The following is a 15,843-nucleotide window of genomic DNA, read 5'->3' as shown; positions in this document are numbered from 1 at the left end:
CGGGAAGCCGGTCAGATCGTGAACCCCCTTGGCAGTCAGCGGTGCGTCCAACGCGACGGTTGCTCATGGCTTGCAACAGGCTCAATCCCTGTTGCAACAAGGCCTGCATGCGCAGGCCGCCGATGTTTGCAGTCGGCTGCTGGCGCAGTGGCCGACGCTGACCGAAGCTTTGCAGCTGCTGGCATTGGCGCGCAAAGGTCTCGGGGATGTCACTGAAGCGGAACGTTTGTTACGCGCTTGTGTACAACTTCAGCCGCAGCGGGCTGAGTATCACGCCAACCTGGCCAACTTGTTTCGTGCGAGCGGGCGCGTCGCGGAGGCCGAGACAACATATCGACTGGCGTTGCAGGCGGATGCGCGTTTCAAACCGGCCCGCTTGGGATTGATTCGCACGCTGAACGCGGCCGGCGCTCATCCTCGAGCGCAGGTTGAAGCGGCGGCGCTGGTTCACGATGAGCCGGCCGATGCCGAAGGTTGGGCCGAGCTGGCCGCCGCGCTCAAAGGTCAGGGCAAATTCTCCGAAGCGGAAGCCGCCTATCGAGCGGCGCTCGCGCGCCGACCCTCATTCGCAATCGCGCGTCACAACCTGGGCTCGCTGCTGTCGCAGCTGGAACGAGCCGACGAGGCCCTGCGCGAAATCGATCGAGCCATCGAGGCCGGGGTGAAAGGCCACGCCGTGCGCCTGAATCGCGCCATCGCCTTACAACAGCTGGGCCGATTCGAAGAATCGGAGCGCGAGTTCGAGCAGGCAGCGCAACTGGCGCCGGCGCACGTCGACACTCAGGCGCGGCTGGCGAAGCTCCGCTTCATGCGTGGCGACGCGGATTTCACTCGCGGTCTGCGCGCCGTCGTTGCGGGGAATTTGCGCAATTCTCAATTACACCTGTGCCATGCCAGCTTGTTACGCGATGCCGGCCGGCTGCCCGAAGCAACCTCGGCGTTCCAGGAAGCCATCGCTCACTGTGGCGAACAACCGGAGCTGTTGATGGGGCTGGCGCTTACCGCGATGGACGCCGGTATACCCGAGCAGGCGCTGGCGCCGGCGCAGGCCGCCGTTTGTGCTCAGCCTGACTATCTGCACGTGTCCACTTGTTTGCAGTCGATTTTGCTGTCGCTGGGGCGTGCCGACGAAGCAATGCCGCTGATCCAGCGAGCCCGGGCGCTCGCTCCGCTCCATCAGGAACACATTGCTTGCGAGGCGACCGCGGCTCGCATGCTTGGGCTGCCGAGGTATCAGGAGCTCTACGACTACGATCGTTTCGTCGTGCCCATGATGCTGGATCGGCCGGACGGCTTTGCTTCCATTGAAGCGTTCTGCGACGAGTTGATGGGCGTGCTGGCCGAGCGGCAGCAGCTTGCCATGCATCCGCTCGATCAAAGCCTGCGCTTCGGCGCGCAGACGTCGCGCAGTCTGTTGGCGGATCCACATCCGCTGATTCGCGAGTTCCTCGACTTGCTGACGACGCCAATTGCTGAATATCGCTCGCGATTACCGCAATCCGCGGATCATCCGCTCTTGTCCCGCAATCACGGCGAAGCGCGTCTGTCAGGATGCTGGTCGATCCGTCTGCACCGGGGTGGTTATCATCTCAACCATGTGCATCCGTCGGGCTGGCTGAGCTCGGCTTGTTACGTGCATGCGCCGGCGGACACGCACGACGTGGTCGCGCGCAGCGGCTGGATCAAATTCGGAGAACCGCGTTACTCTACGCCCGGCGTCGACGCGGAACGAATGATTCAACCTCGGGCGGGAATGTTGATATTGTTTCCTTCCTACATGTGGCACGGAACCATGCCTATATCCACGGACGAGCCTCGAGTCACCGTCGGCGCCGACGTGCTTCCCAGCACCGCCTGAATACAGCAAACAACACAGGCGCCACCAGCCTTACGCGCTGTTGTGAGCCGGCAACGTGTATACATTCCCCGAAGCGGTGCGCGGCCCGAGGTCACAACGCGGTCGCCTGCGTAAATGCCGGCGATTTCATGGAGATTGCGCGCGTGCCCGAGTCGGGACGATCACGCACAGTTGTACTTCCTTTGCCGATTTTGCAGCTGTATGCTCGGAGCCACGCTTGGGTCGATAGTTGTGAATTATCCATCGCTGCGGCCCAGGAAGGGAGCGTAGCCGGCACCCCGAAACTGCAACTGACGGGTGCCGGTCAGGAGCTAATTAAAACCCTCTCGCAGGAGGAGCATTCTAATGTCGACGAATATTTCGATTCGGCGCGCGGTGAAGTACGCGCTGTGGACGGGTTTTGCGGCAGCGGCCGCGCACTCGTTACCGATCATGGCCGCGGAAAACCAGGACATGGTCGCCGAGGTCGTGGTTACCGGTTCACGCATTCAACGTCAGGACTACGTTGCCAACAGCCCCGTCATCACCAGCACGGCCGAGCAGATTGTCGAGAACGCGGACGTTACTCTCGACACCTATCTGAACACGCTGCCGCAGGTCAATCCGGCGGGCGGCACCACCTCCAACAACCCGGGTAACGGCGGTCAGTCGAACATCGACCTGCGCGGCCTGGGCGCCAACCGTAACATCGTGCTGTTCGACGGCCGTCGCGCCATGCCTTCGGCGAGCGACATGACGGTCGACCTGAACACCATTCCGCAGGCGCTGATCGAGAGCATCGAGATCGTGACCGGCGGCGCCGGCGCGGTGTACGGCGCGGACGCGGTGGCGGGCGCGGTGAACATCAAGCTGCGGGAGAACTACGAAGGCGTCGACTTTCGTTATAACTTCTCCAACAGCACCGAATACTGGGACGCCGAGGAGTATCAGGTTTCCGGTCTCGGCGGCATGAACTTCGCGGACGGTCGCGGCAACTTCGTGATCGGCGCGGATTATTCCAAGCGCGAAGGCATGATCAAGAGCCAGCGCGACTTCGCGGCGCAGGCGACTTCGACGACTTCGTATCTGCCGGAAGGCTTGTACATTCCAGGTGCCAACCCTCCGGACCAGACGGAGATCGACGCGCTGTTCGGCCAGGCCTCCTATGGCAGCAACCCGGCGGGCTACGTGACCCCGAGCATCATCGGCTTCAACACCGATGGATCGTTGTTCTCGCGCGGCGTGTTCAACAGCCCGCGCGACGTGGCGAACTTTCGCTATCCGAACGATCTCAACATCAACGCCAACCTGTTCCCGGACCTGTATTCGTACAACTTCGACGCTGTCAACATCCTGACCCTGCCGCTGGAGCGCAAGTCGGGGATGGGCAAGTTCAAGTTCGAGTTCGACGGCGGCGTGGAAGTGTTCGCCAGTGCCGGCTACACGGAGTACGACTCAGTCACCGCTTTGGCGCCGACTCCGTTCCCGACGGTGGGCACCAGAGCGCCCGGCGAGGCATCCGCGATTCAGGCGACCTCATCATTGGTACGGCCCACTCGTACCGTCAACAACAACTTGGTCATCCCACTGAACAATCAGACCATTCCGGATGATCTGCGCAGGCTGCTGGCTCAGCGTAGGGGTACCTTCAATGCCGATACGGGCCGGTTCGAAGGCGATCCCAACCTCATCGATTACCTCACTCCCGCCGCTCAGCCCATCATGATCCGCACGCGTACGCTCACCACGGGCCTGCGTCAGTCGGCATATAACAACGAAGTTCTGCAATACACGGTCGGTGCGCGCGGCCCGTTGTTCGGCGACAGCTGGAAGTGGGAAGCTTATGCGTCGCAAGGCAAGACCGAGATCACCGAAACGCAAACCGGCAACATCGATACGCAGCGCGTGATCGATCTGGTCGCGATGAACGACAGCGGCGCCAGTGTGTGCGACGGCGGTTTGGACTTCTTCGGTCGCAATCCGCTGTCGGCGGATTGCGCGGACTACATCACTGTGCCTCCGACGGTGCTGTCAACCGAGTTCAAACAGCGCATCGTGCAGGGCTTCGTCACCGGTGAGATCGCTCAGCTGCCGGCCGGTCCGATGTCGCTGGTGGTCGGTGCCGAAGGTCGCTGGTTCGATTACGACTTCGATCCGGGCAACAGCTCGGGCCCGGTGTCGGGCCTGAATGCGCAGAACCCCGCCAAGGGCAACAACAACTTCACGGACTTGTTCCTGGAGACCCTGATTCCGCTGGTGAGCGATGCGCCGGCGGCCAAGTCGCTCGAGCTGAGCCTCGGTTATCGCTTTTCGCAGAGCGAGTTCGAGGACGAGATCGCCGACTTGAAGAGCGACAGCCAGAACTCGAACGCCTACAAGGTCGAGCTGAGCTGGGTGCCGGTCGACAGTCTGCGTGTGCGCACGTCGTATCAGCGCGCGGTGCGTGCGCCGAATTTCGACGAGTTGTTCGATGGTGGCGGTTCGGCACCTCAGTACTTCGATCCCTGCTCGGCCACCACGGCCAAGCGCACCGGTCCGGATGCGGATGCGATGCGTGAGCTGTGTGTCGCCACCGGTGTGACTCGTGGCCCGGGTAACGCAACCGTCAACAGCTACGTGCAGACCCCGGGTAACCAGATCTCGATCACGACCGCGGGCAACATCGATCTGGAACCGGAGACCGCGGACACCGTCACGGTGGGCCTGGTGTTCACTTCTCCTTGGGAAGGTGCGCTGGCTGGCCTGCAGGGTTCGTTGGACTACTACAGCATCGATATCTCCGATCCGATCATCGATCCGTCGCCGAACATCTATGTGGCAGCTTGCTACAACTATTACGGCGACAACCCGACCTACAGTGCAACCAATCCGTTCTGCGCGGGCATCGTGCGCGGCGGTGGCGACGTGCTCGGTGTGGATTCTGTCGACACCGACGACGGCGTGTTCCCGGGCATCAACGGCGGCTCGATCAAGACCGACGGTATCGACATGCAGTTGAACTACAGCGTCGGCCTGCCGAAGGGCGAGCTTGGCGTCAATCTGGCGTACAACTACCTGCTGTCGTTCAAGCAGTCGGATCGTCCGGGTCTGCCGGCGATCGATTATGCGGGCACCATCTCGTACTTCGGCGCGGGCCTGGGCACGAGCTTCCCCGAGCAGCGTGCCAACCTCACGGGTCAGTACGCCATCGGGCCGTTCGCTTTCAGTGCTCGCCTGCGCTGGATCGGCGACATGGAGAACCGCGCAGCCGTGCAGTTCCCCGGCGAGACGTTCAAGGGCGTGCCCTCGATCGCTTACCTGGATCTGTCGGCCAGCTGGAAGTTCATGGAAAAGTCCATGCTCCGCATCGGCGTCAACAACGTGAATGACAAGCAGCCACCCGCGTACTCTCCGAACGTGCAGTCCGGTACCGATCCGTCGACCTACGACGTGATCGGCCGGCGCATCTTCGGTCAGATCTCGGTCGGCTTCTAAGCAGTATTGGATCGATTTCGATCCGAAAGGCGGCTCGGCAACGAGCCGCCTTTTTTTATTGGGCCGGACTTTTCCGCGGCCAAATGTGCGCGTGGCGCGACCAATGGACCCAAGGGCCCATGGCGAGCGAGATATCGAGGCCTATACTCGGATCGACAACGAGGTGAGTTATGCCGCGATCCATTTCGACCTGTGCACTCATCGTCCCGTTGACGATCGCTCTCGCTGGCTGCGCGACCGCTCCGGCAGCAACGACGCCCTCCTGGAATAAATACTACGTTGCAGGCTCGCGCATTCCTCGTACCCTGGATGCGCAAGGTCAACCGCAGACCGGCACGCACGTCGTCACCATCACCGATGAAGAGCTGAAGAATTCCTCCGGCGTGTTGCTCGGAGACAAGCTCAACGGCGGCTATCCGCGTTGATGAAATTATTTTTCGTTGACCGCTAACTAAAGTTAGTGATCGCCTGCGCGTAACCAGCCAGTGATGCTGTAACGAGCCTGGGTCGCTGCGGGCGTCACGTAACTTACGTTATGTTTCTGCGGCACGCGGAACAGATTCAGCACGTTGAACTTGGGCACATACCCTTCCGCGACGTGGCCGTCGCGGTCGATGAATTGCAGAATGCCGCCCCAGTCGGCGCGCCACTCGGGAGTGAAACCAAAAACATAAGCGGCCAGCCGCTGCTTGCCGGCGACGTTGTCGTCGTGCTCGGTAAGAAAGTGCCCCGGCAGATACTTGGTCGCCTGGCTGTCCGCGAAGGCAATTGACGGGAGCCCCGTGACTTCGCGCGCGAACTGCAGAAACTCTTCCGAATTCAGAAACTCATGCATGGCGAGCAGCGGGTGCACCCGTTCGCCTGACTGATAAAGGTCATACAGCGGATAGTTCTCGAACACATATTGAAAGCCGCGCCGGGACTGTTCGAGCATTTTTTGCGTCATCGTCTCTCTCTGCTCTGGCGGCATCAGCATCAGCTGTTGATGCGCGATGTCGACGTGCCTGTGTCCTACATTGAGAGACAGCTGCCAGGGCGTGCGGGTGTCGAGTTGCGTGAACAGAGTGTCCGCACTCGAAGCCGTCAGTACGTCTGGTATGTGGACGCGGCCCAGGGTTTTGAAGATACCGGCGATCGCCCGGCGGTCCAGTCGCGGGCTCAATTTGATCGGCTCGTGCATGTCTTGTGTTGTACGCGTAAATCTTACAGGTCGTGGTGATCAAAAAAGCACGAATGAACTTGCTAAACGTGCGTTGCCTCGCTACAACGCGCGCCCCTGGCGTATCGCTTTGTGCTCGAGATCCCTTACTTAAGTAAGTGATTTACAACTGACAGGTCCCGGGAACTTCTGAGAAATCCGCTTGTTGCCGCGAAACCAACAGTTGTATGCTCCGCACACTTCGGTCCAGCGTTGTCGGCGAGGAAGCCACCGACTGTTGCGCATCGATCACGAGATAGCCTCATTCACGCGGCTGAATGCCGACACAAATTTAACCTCTTGCAGGAGGAGTAGAAATGAAATCGACCAGTAACTCGCTGAGGTACGCAGTTCACTGCGTGCTGTTGGCCAGTGCAGCCACCGCGCTGCCGGCCTTGCCGGCCTTGGCCCAGGAAACCGACTCGGCCGCCCGCCCCATTGAAGAAGTGGTGATCACCGGTTCGCGCATTCGTCGCGTCGACGAAGAGACCGCGAGCCCTGTGTTCGTCATGGATCAGAGCACCATCGCCAACACCGGCGTGCAGACGATGGGCGATCTGATGATGCGCGTGCCGGCGATCTCCGGCGCGGCCACCAACCCGCAAGTCAACAACGGCGGCGGCACCGGTGAATCCAACGTCGAACTGCGCGGCCTCGGTGCGCAGCGTACCCTGGTGCTGTTGAACGGCCGCCGTATCAACGTGCTGGGCGCGAACGGCACGACCTCGGCCGTCGACATCAACATGATCCCGATCAACATGATCGAGCGTGTCGAAGTGCTGAAGGAAGGCGCGGGCGCCGTGTATGGCTCCGACGCGATCGCCGGCGTGGTGAACTTCATCACCAAGAAGAATTTCGACGGCGCCGAAGTGAACGTCGAGTACGGCCGTACCGGCGAGAACGACGGCGAGCACGAATCCGCCAGCCTGACGCTCGGTAGCACCGGCGACAAGATGAGCGTGATGTTCGGCGTGAACTACAACAAGCAGAAGGCGGTGTCCGCCGCCAATCGCCAGTTCTCCTCCAGCGCGCTGTATCTGTACGGCGGCGGCGTGAGCGTCGGCGGTTCCAGCCGTACACCGAACGGTCGTATCGGCCTGCTGGACTGGATGGACGATCCGGCGCATCCGGACGATCCGGACGCGGATCAGATCCCGGTTCCGGGCACGCTCGCCGAGCTGTTCCCGAACTGCGCGGGCACGCAGTCGGTCACTCGTAACGCGGGTGCTGCCGGCGATGTCGTCAACCCGGCCAACTATCACTGCTTCGGCGGTGCCGACGCGTACAACTATCAGCCGTTCAACCTGCTGATCACGCCGACCGAGCGCACCAGCTTCTTCACCATGCTGAACTACAAGATCAGCGACGATGTCGAGGCCTACGGCGAAGTGGTCTACAACCGCACCCGCTCGGGCTTCCAGCTCGCGCCGTTGCCGTTCGATGCGAACGCCGACGATATCGTGTTGTCCTCCGCGAACGCCTACAACCCGTTCGGCAATGACTTCGGCGGCGTCGACGGCTTGAACCCGAACTTCCTGACCCGTCTGGAAGCGCTGGGCAATCGTCGCAGCGATGTCGATACCGATTCGATCATTGCCACCGCCGGTGTGCGCGGCAAGTTCGGCCAGAGCACCTGGGAATGGGACCTGGGCGCGCAGCTCGGTCGCATGAACCAGGATCAGAACATCACCGGCTATCTGCTCAAGCCGCAACTGCAGAGCGCGCTGGGCCCGACCTTCGTCGATAGCAATGGCGTGCTCCGTTGCGGCAGCGACGCGGCCAACCTGATCGCCGGCTGTACGCCCATCAATATCTTCAACCTCTCGGATCCGGCACAGATCCAGGCGTTGCGCGATATCTCCACCAACTATCGTAGCGACTACAACTACGACAGCAGCGGCTTCTCGTTGAACACCAACGGCGAGTTGTTCGACATCGGCGCCGGCTCGGTGCTGATGGCGGTGGGCGCGGAATATCGCACCCAGCGCGGTGTGTTCGAGACCGACGTGCTGACGCGCGGCGAGGCACCGTTGTATCTGTCGTGCTTGCTGGCGCAGGAAACCTGTACCGGCAACTCCTCGGCCGAATACAACGTGCGCGAAATCTACACCGAGTTCTTCGTGCCCCTGCTGAAGGATCTGCCGGGCGTGCAGTCGTTGAACGTCACTGTCGGCGTGCGCTACTCCGATTACTCGATCGACAGCATCGGCGACGACACCAACGCGCAGTTCAAGGTCGAGTATCGCCCGATCTCCGATCTGTTGGTCCGCGGCTCGTACGCTCAGGTGTTCCGTGCACCGACCATCCTCGATCTGTCGAAGGCGCCGTCGCAGGACTCGCCGACGTTCAACGATCCTTGCACGCAGCTCACTCCGGCGGCGCTCGCGGCCAATCCGGGCCTGGCGCGTGCCTGCGTGGGCGTGCCGACCAATGGCAACTTCAAGCAGCCGAACAGCCAGATCACCGGTCTGATCATCGGCAATCCGAACCTGAAGCCGGAAACCGGCGATGTGACCACGTTCGGCGTGGTGTACGACCCGAACTTCGTCGAAGGTCTGTCGGTGTCGTTGGACTACTGGAAGTACAAGATCGAAGACCTGATCACGCCGCTCGATCCGAACTTCGCGGTCGAGCAGTGCGTCGACACGGGAACCTACTGCGATCTGCTGTATCGCTATCCGTCCAGCAGCCCGAACGCCGGCGAGTTCCAGGTCTTCCAGGAACCCATCGTCAACCTCGGCGTGCTGGAAACCGACGGCTTCGACGTCGGCGTGAAGTACTCGCTGCGCGACACTCCGATCGGCTCGTTCAACATCACGTTGGACATGACCAAGATCAACAGCTACGAGAACACCCCGTCGCCGGGTGCCGCTCCGGTGGAGATCGCGGGCACGTTCGATCGTCAGTTCGGCAACTACGCCAAGTGGCGCGGTCTGATGGGCGTGGGCTGGGCGATGGGCGGCTTCGACGGCTTGCTGTCGCTGCGTTACATCCACAGCTTCAAGATCATCGGCCCGGATGGCGGTCTGTCGGATGAGCCGCCGCTGGAGATCGGTTCGATGACCTACGTCGATGCGACCGTGGGTTACACGTTCCCGACCGACACGAAGGTGCAGGTCGGCGGCATCAACCTGACCGACAAGCAGCCGCCGCTGCTGTATCAGAACAACGTGACCAACGCGAACACCGACGTGTCCACCTACGACCTGCTGGGTCGTCGCTGGTACGTCAGCGTGTCGCAGAAGTTCTGATCGACCGGGCCTGCGCGGGGACAGCCCTGCGCAGGTCCAGGTGTAACTTCAAGGGCCGCGAGGTTTTTACCTCGCGGCCCTTTTCTGTTTAGCTTGCAGGCATGGCTGTCAGTCCCCGTTCACCGTTGCCCCCGGAGTTGCAGGCGTCGCTGCGCGAAGCGGTGGCCGCATTCAATGCCGGTCAGCTCGAAGCCGCGGCACGACTCTGCGAGCGAGTGCTGGCCCGCGTCCCGGGACATTTGCGAGCGCTCGGGGTCTATGGGGCCGTCCTGCACGCGCAGGAGCGCTACGCCGAGGCCGAGACTGTGTTCGGCGAGCTGGTGCAAGCCGATCCCGATACGGCCCTGCATTGGATGAATCTCGCGACCGCCCGGCGCGGCGCAGGCAAATTCGAAGAAGCCTTGCGCGCCTACCTGCGCGCCTCCGAGCTGGGCTGCGCCACCGCCGATTTTTATTTCAACGTCGGTCTCACGCATCTGGATCGACGCGACTTTGAATCCGCTCGCGCGGTACTGAAAAAAGCGTTGGAGCTCGCGCCTGCCGATGCGCTGATCCGCTCCGAATACATCCGCGCCTGTTACGAGACCTTGCAGACGGAGGAAGCTCTCGCAGCGTTGCAGGGCTGGACGGAGTTCTCCGGGTTGACGCCCGAGCAGCTGGCGGAAGCCGGACAGCGAATGATGAATCTCGGCGAGACCGAACGCGCCGAGCGGGCCTTGTCACAGCTCGGCGCCAACGAGCTCGAGCCACGCGCCATGCTCACTCTGGCGCAGATCATGGAACGGACCAATCGATTGGAACAGGCGCAGCGTCTGGTCGAGCGTCTATCCACCGATGCCCGTGCCGAATCGCTCGGCATGGATTTACTCGTCACTCGCGCGCAACTGGCGCAGAGAGCTGGCGATCACGAGCGCGCCCGCGAGTTGTTTCAACAGGCGCTGGCGGACGTGACCCAATTTCACGACCGGCATTTCGTGCTGTTCCCCTTGGTGAAGACGTTGGACGCATTGAAGCGTTACGACGAGGCGTTCGCCGCGATGACCGAAGCGCATGCATCGCAGGTCGCGCATCTGGAATTGACCGCGCCGATGGCGGTCGCGCGGGGCCTGCCGACTTGGGACATCACGCGCTGGGGTTGCGATCCTGCCGATATCGCGCAATGGGATCACAGCGGCGCGCCGTCGCTCGAAGACAGTCCGGTGTTTGTCGTCGCCTTTCCGCGTTCCGGCACGACGCTGCTGGAGCAAACGCTCGATGCACATCCCCGGCTGAAATCCATGGACGAACAGCCCATCGTGCAGGCGGCGCTCGACGACATCGTTGCCGCTGGTGTGCGCTATCCCGAGGAGATGGGGAAACTCACAGCACAGCAGGTGGCGGCGGTTCGTGCCCGATATTTCGAGCGCGCGGCGTCGAAGGTGAAGATCGAGCCCGGCCAGCGCGTCGTCGACAAGAATCCGCTGAACATGCTCCGGCTGCCGGTCATCAAGCGTTTGTTTCCGAACGCACCCATCATTCTCGCGATCCGTCATCCGTGCGACGTGGTGCTGAGTTGTTTCATGCAACACTTCCGCGCGCCGCATTTCGTGATGTTGTGCTCCGATCTGCAGACGCTGGCGGATGGCTATCGCCGCTCGTTCGACTTCTGGTACGAGCAGTCGGCCCTGCTGTCGCCGACCGTTCTGGAAGTGCGTTACGAAACTTTCGTTGCCGACTTCGAGCGCGGCGTGCGCCAGATTGCGGAGTTTCTGCGCTTGCCTTGGCACGACGGCATGCTGGCACCGGCCGAGCACGCGCGGGCCAAGGGTTACATCAGCACGCCGAGTTATTCGCAGGTCGTGCAGCCGGTGAATCAAAAGGCGGTGGGGCGCTGGCGTGCTTACGAGCGGCACCTCGCGCCGGTCATCCCTCAGCTACAGACTTATTTACGCCGGTGGGATTACTCGGATCGATGAACAGCAGGTACGTGGAAATGATGTACTTGTCGCCCGAGACCGGCGGGCAGCCTTCGTGCTGGTACATCCAGTACGGAGGAAACATCAGCAGCCGGCCGGCTCGCGCCGGAATGGTCACGTCCAGTTGCGGGAAGCGCGTTTCGCCGCCTTGCTCGACATCGTTCAAATACCACAGCAGCACCAGATAACGATTCGCCACATGGTTGATGGAATCGAAATGCAGCTGAAACTGCTCCTGTTGCCCGGCGCGGTAACGCTTCAAGGTCAGGTTGGAGAACACCGGCGAGTTGGGGATGGGCAGGGCCAGCTCGATGTCGCGGTTGTAACGCTCCAGCGCCCGGTCGATCTGCCGGCGGAACATGCCCTGGAAGGCCTCGTCCGACAGCCGGCTGACGTTCAGCTCGGTCCAGGCCGAGTCCTCCAATCCTCTACGCACGCCGCGGCCGTTGCGCAGCTGGAAGCGCTCCAGGCCGGCGAACGACCCGATCATCTGCTGACACAGCTGCGGATCCAGGTCCTGATCGTAGGTGCGAATGTAGCGGCGCAGGTCTGCGTGGCTCATAGGCAGCTATAGTAACGCGGAAATGAATTCACCAGACGTGCAAACCCTGTTGCAACAAGGCCGGCTCGATGAGGCGGAGCGGCTGGCGCGCCAGTCGTTGCAGCAGCGGCCAGGCGATTTGGACGCGCTCAATGCGCTCGGCTTGATCGCTCTGCGCCGTGGGCAGCTGCCACGCGCGCAACAGCTGCTGGAATCGGCCATCGAGTCCAATCCCAACGATGCCCTCAGCCGGCACTATCTCGGCCGGGTGCACGATGCGGCCGGCAACGTGGAGGGGGCGATGGCCGCTCACGGTGCCGCGCTCAAACTGGCGCCGGGCATGTTCATCATCCGGCTGCACTATGCGGTCGCGCTGGAGCGCTCCGGTCAGATCGAGCAGGCGGCGCTTCAGTATTTTCGTGCCAGCAACGACGCGCAGGCGCAAGGCCGCTGGCTCGGGCCCGAGACGACGGCACCTGCTTTGCGGCCCATGGTGGAACATGGAGTGAGCGTGGTGAGGGCGAACAGCAAAGCGGCCTTCGCTCGCTTGCTCGAACCCTTGAAACAACGATTCGGCGGCGACTCGCTCCAGCGCATCGAACGCGGCCTGCGCATCTACTCCCAGGAGGAGGCAGCGGTGTATGCAGACCCGCGGCAACGGCCGACGTTTCTGTATGTTCCGGATATCCCGGCCGCGCCTTATCTGGATCGAGCGTTGTTCCCGTGGATCGAGCGGCTCGAAGCGCAGACCGATGCGATTCGTCAGGAGTTGTTACAGCTTTTGCCGAGCGGCGCCGGGCGCGAGCGCGTGTTCACGAACGACGCCATCGAGCAACAGAACCTGCGCGGCTTGCAAGCACCGCCGAGCTGGAACGGTTATTACTTTTATCGTCACGGCGAGCGTCGCGCCGACAACTGCGCCGCTTGTCCGGCGACCGCGAGCACGCTCGATTTCCTGCCGTTGTCTCACGTGCGGGAGCATGGCCCGGAAGTCTTGTTCTCCGTGTTTACGGCCGGCACGCATTTGTTGCCCCATCGTGGCGTCACCAACACGCGGTTGGTCGGCCACCTGCCATTGCTCGTGCCGCCCGACTGCGCTTTGAATGTCGGCGGTGAAGTGCACGAATGGCGCGAAGGCCGGGCGGTGATTTTCGACGACACCTACGAGCACGAAGCCTGGAACCGCAGCGATCGCACGCGCGTGGTGTTGATTTTCGACATCTGGAATCCGTATCTCACCGAAGCCGAGCGCGCCGCGATTGAATTGCTGGTGCCGGCCATCGGCGATTTCCGGAAGGCGTCGGAGGCTACGTAATGCGCCTGCCCAAGCCTTTCTATCGATTGCCGCTACGTTTCGACGTTGCGCGGCTGCGGGCTGAGGTAGCGGCGCTACCCGCGCAGGCCTGGGTGCGACACCCCAATGCTATCGAGGGCAACAGCGCGGCTCGCCTGATCAGCGTCGACGGCGGTGAGAACGACGATGTCAACGGCCGCATGCAAGCCACATCGCATCTCGAACAGTCTCCCTACATTCGGCAGATTCTGGCGGGCCTGGGCGTGGTGTGGAGTCGTTCGCGTCTGTTGCGTCTCGCGCCCGGCGCGACGGTGCCCGAACACGCCGATATCAACTATCACTGGTTCACGCGCGTCCGTCTGCACATTCCCATCGTGACGCGGCCGGAAGTTCGTTTCTATTGCGCGGACCAATCCGTGCACATGGCGGCGGGCGAGGCGTGGGTGTTCGACAACTGGCGCTCGCATCGGGTCGAAAACTTCACGCCGGACGAACGTATTCATCTGGTCGCGGACACGTCGGGGAGTGCCAACTTCTGGCAACTGGTCGCGCAAAGTGAGAATCCGGCGGCGCAAGTGCGCCAGGTTCCATACATCGCGGATCGTCAGCTGACGCCGCTCATGGAGCGCGCCAGGCTGGCGACCGTGATGACGCCGGGCGAAGTGGATTTCCTGATTCTCGATCTGCGCTCGGAGCTGGTGCCTCAAGAGAACGTTCCGGACGGGCGTGCGCTGGCGATTCGATATCACGGCGTGCTGGAAGCGTTCTGCAAGGATTGGCGTCAGCTGTATGCACTGTATGGCGATGAGCCGCAGGGCTGGCCCGAATTCGTTCGACTCCGTGACAGCGTCCGCAACGCTTCGCGGGAGTTGTCGCAAGGGTTGATGATGCGCACGAATCGCGTTGCCGCTCATCAAGTGCTCGAAGGCCGCGTGTTACGCGCCATGCTGTCGCTGCCCGAACAGACGGCGGCCGCACCGCCGCCGGTGCAACGTTCGCGCGCTCGTGCCTCGAACATCGAGGAGCCGATTTTCATCGTGTCCGCGCCCCGCTCGGGCAGTACCTTACTGTTTGAAACATTGGCGGCCAGTTCGCAGCTGTGCACGGTCGGCGGCGAAGCGCATTGGCTGGTGGAAGGCATCGAAGCGCTACGTCCCGGCGCGCCCGGCATCGATTCCAATCGGCTGACCGCCAGGCACGCAACCGATGTCATCGCGAACGACATTCGCAAACAGATCCTGTCTCGGCTCCAGGACCAGACCGGTCAGCCGCTGCACGAGCCGGGCAGCCGTCGTTTCCTGGAGAAGACGCCGAAGAACTCGCTGCGTATTCCGTTCTTCAATCATATTTTTCCCGATGCGCGCTTCGTGTTCCTGTGGCGCGATCCGCGCGAGAACATCAGCAGCATCATGGAGGCGTGGCGTTCGGGTAAGTGGCGCACTTATCCCAAGCTGGAAGGTTTTGACGGACCGTGGTCGATGTTGTTGCCGCCGGGCTGGCGCGACATGAACGGCCGGCCGCTGGCTGAGATCGCCGCGTGGCAGTGGGAACAAACCAATGTCCAGATTCTCGACGACCTGCAATCGTTGGGTCGTGAGCGTTGGACGGTGCTGGAATATGACGAATTGCTCCGTGATCCGGCCGGTGCCATCGCCAGGCTATGCGAGTTCCTGCGAATGCAGGTAGATTCAGCGCTCGCCGAACGTTTGTCCGCGCCGCTGCCGCCGTCTCGATATACGTTGACCGCGCCAGCGTCGGACAAGTGGCGGGCCAACGAGGCGGAGATCGCGCCGGTGTTACCGTCGGTTCAGGCGACCTGGGATAGATTGCGAGTATCGGGTGCGGCTCAAGGAGTTGGTCATGTTTCGTAAGTTGTTGATGATTGCTGTCATCGCTGGCGCGACGAATCCGTTGTTCGCACAGGAAGTGACGCCTGCCGAGCCCGCAAAGCCGGCCGCACCTCAGGCCGCGACGCCAGCGCCGCCGCCGCCGGACGCTAAAGCAATCAGTGAGACAGCACCCGTGACCGCCGCGGCTCCGGCCGACGCAAAAGCGAATTCGCTGACGGAAGGTGAGATCGACGCCGACAAGATCATGGCCATGCAGAAGGCGGGCTATCAGATCAAGAACGAGAACGGCAAGACTCTGCTGTGCCGGCGCGATGCTCAGACCGGTTCGCGCCTGCGTCCCAAGACTTCATGCATGACTGCGCGGGAATGGGAACAGTTGCAGGAAGAGAACAAACTCCAGCTCAAATCGCTGGAGCGTCGGCCGCGCACAGGCCCGCAGTAAA

At 62.1% G+C, this 15,843-nt stretch carries 10 protein-coding genes; 8 read left to right on the top strand and 2 right to left on the bottom strand.

The genetic code is table 11. The annotated features are described in order from the left end of the window. Positions 1-28: 28 nt before the first annotated feature. From ACFPN2_RS10785 to ACFPN2_RS10775, 3 genes are all read left to right on the top strand, one after another. The gene (locus ACFPN2_RS10785; RefSeq protein WP_380596610.1) at positions 29-1,858 is read left to right on the top strand and encodes a 2OG-Fe(II) oxygenase family protein; all 1,830 of its coding nucleotides are present in this window, start codon (positions 29-31) and stop codon (positions 1,856-1,858) included. Positions 1,859-2,203: 345 nt separating this feature from the next. Further along, positions 2,204-5,311: a TonB-dependent receptor domain-containing protein gene (locus ACFPN2_RS10780; RefSeq protein ID WP_380596609.1), complete on the top strand. Its 3,108-nt coding sequence runs from the start codon at positions 2,204-2,206 to the stop codon at positions 5,309-5,311. A gap of 170 nt (positions 5,312-5,481) precedes the next feature. Continuing rightward, a complete protein-coding gene (locus ACFPN2_RS10775; protein ID WP_380596608.1) occupies positions 5,482-5,736 on the top strand; it encodes a hypothetical protein in 255 nt (84 codons plus the stop codon). Positions 5,737-5,768: 32 nt separating this feature from the next. Here ACFPN2_RS10775 and ACFPN2_RS10770 read toward each other — a convergent pair whose 3' ends face one another. Next, positions 5,769-6,257: a 2OG-Fe(II) oxygenase gene (locus tag ACFPN2_RS10770; protein WP_380596607.1), complete on the bottom strand. Its 489-nt coding sequence runs from the start codon at positions 6,255-6,257 to the stop codon at positions 5,769-5,771. 569 nt (positions 6,258-6,826) lie between these two features. Here ACFPN2_RS10770 and ACFPN2_RS10765 point away from each other — a divergent pair. Both ACFPN2_RS10765 and ACFPN2_RS10760 read left to right on the top strand, forming a co-directional pair. Further along, complete coding sequence (locus ACFPN2_RS10765) at positions 6,827-9,760, top strand: TonB-dependent receptor plug domain-containing protein (protein ID WP_380596606.1); 2,934 nt, start codon at positions 6,827-6,829, stop codon at positions 9,758-9,760. A gap of 101 nt (positions 9,761-9,861) precedes the next feature. Continuing rightward, positions 9,862-11,715, top strand: coding sequence for a tetratricopeptide repeat-containing sulfotransferase family protein (locus tag ACFPN2_RS10760; protein ID WP_380596605.1), 1,854 nt, complete (start codon positions 9,862-9,864; stop codon positions 11,713-11,715). On the opposite strand, the gene ACFPN2_RS10755 is transcribed toward ACFPN2_RS10760, so the two are convergent. Continuing rightward, complete coding sequence (locus tag ACFPN2_RS10755; protein ID WP_380596604.1) at positions 11,663-12,277, bottom strand: 2OG-Fe(II) oxygenase; 615 nt, start codon at positions 12,275-12,277, stop codon at positions 11,663-11,665. The genes ACFPN2_RS10760 and ACFPN2_RS10755 overlap by 53 nt on opposite strands. Positions 12,278-12,299: 22 nt before the next feature. Here ACFPN2_RS10755 and ACFPN2_RS10750 point away from each other — a divergent pair, with 22 nt between their 5' ends. Genes ACFPN2_RS10750 through ACFPN2_RS10740 form a run of 3 tightly spaced genes read left to right on the top strand, consistent with a single transcriptional unit; the run spans position 12,300 to position 15,842 of the window. Next, positions 12,300-13,571 carry an aspartyl/asparaginyl beta-hydroxylase domain-containing protein gene (locus ACFPN2_RS10750; protein ID WP_380596603.1) on the top strand — a complete coding sequence of 424 codons (1,272 nt, stop codon included), beginning with the start codon at positions 12,300-12,302 and terminating at the stop codon, positions 13,569-13,571. Next, the gene (locus ACFPN2_RS10745; protein ID WP_380596602.1) at positions 13,571-15,421 is read left to right on the top strand and encodes a sulfotransferase; all 1,851 of its coding nucleotides are present in this window, start codon (positions 13,571-13,573) and stop codon (positions 15,419-15,421) included. The genes ACFPN2_RS10750 and ACFPN2_RS10745 overlap by 1 nt, the downstream gene beginning before the upstream one ends. Further along, positions 15,411-15,842, top strand: coding sequence for a hypothetical protein (locus ACFPN2_RS10740; protein WP_380596601.1), 432 nt, complete (start codon positions 15,411-15,413; stop codon positions 15,840-15,842). Before ACFPN2_RS10745 ends, ACFPN2_RS10740 begins: the two co-directional genes overlap by 11 nt. Position 15,843: the final 1 nt, after the last annotated feature.

This window comes from Steroidobacter flavus (assembly GCF_042651805.1).
GTDB classification, from domain to species: Bacteria; Pseudomonadota; Gammaproteobacteria; order Steroidobacterales; family Steroidobacteraceae; genus Steroidobacter; species Steroidobacter flavus.
This window is presented reverse-complemented; position numbering and strand designations above follow the sequence as displayed.

Bases quoted from the DNA above. Each gene is read 5' to 3' on its own strand.
- ACFPN2_RS10760 (WP_380596605.1), top strand. From the start codon at position 9,862: ATGGCTGTCAGTCCCCGTTCACCGTTGCCCCCGGAGTTGCAGGCGTCG.
- ACFPN2_RS10750 (WP_380596603.1), top strand. From the start codon at position 12,300: ATGAATTCACCAGACGTGCAAACCCTGTTGCAACAAGGCCGGCTCGAT.
- ACFPN2_RS10780 (WP_380596609.1), top strand. From the start codon at position 2,204: ATGTCGACGAATATTTCGATTCGGCGCGCGGTGAAGTACGCGCTGTGG.
- ACFPN2_RS10755 (WP_380596604.1), bottom strand. From the start codon at position 12,277: ATGAGCCACGCAGACCTGCGCCGCTACATTCGCACCTACGATCAGGAC.
- ACFPN2_RS10765 (WP_380596606.1), top strand. From the start codon at position 6,827: ATGAAATCGACCAGTAACTCGCTGAGGTACGCAGTTCACTGCGTGCTG.
- ACFPN2_RS10740 (WP_380596601.1), top strand. From the start codon at position 15,411: ATGTTTCGTAAGTTGTTGATGATTGCTGTCATCGCTGGCGCGACGAAT.
- ACFPN2_RS10775 (WP_380596608.1), top strand. From the start codon at position 5,482: ATGCCGCGATCCATTTCGACCTGTGCACTCATCGTCCCGTTGACGATC.
- ACFPN2_RS10745 (WP_380596602.1), top strand. From the start codon at position 13,571: ATGCGCCTGCCCAAGCCTTTCTATCGATTGCCGCTACGTTTCGACGTT.
- ACFPN2_RS10770 (WP_380596607.1), bottom strand. From the start codon at position 6,257: ATGACGCAAAAAATGCTCGAACAGTCCCGGCGCGGCTTTCAATATGTG.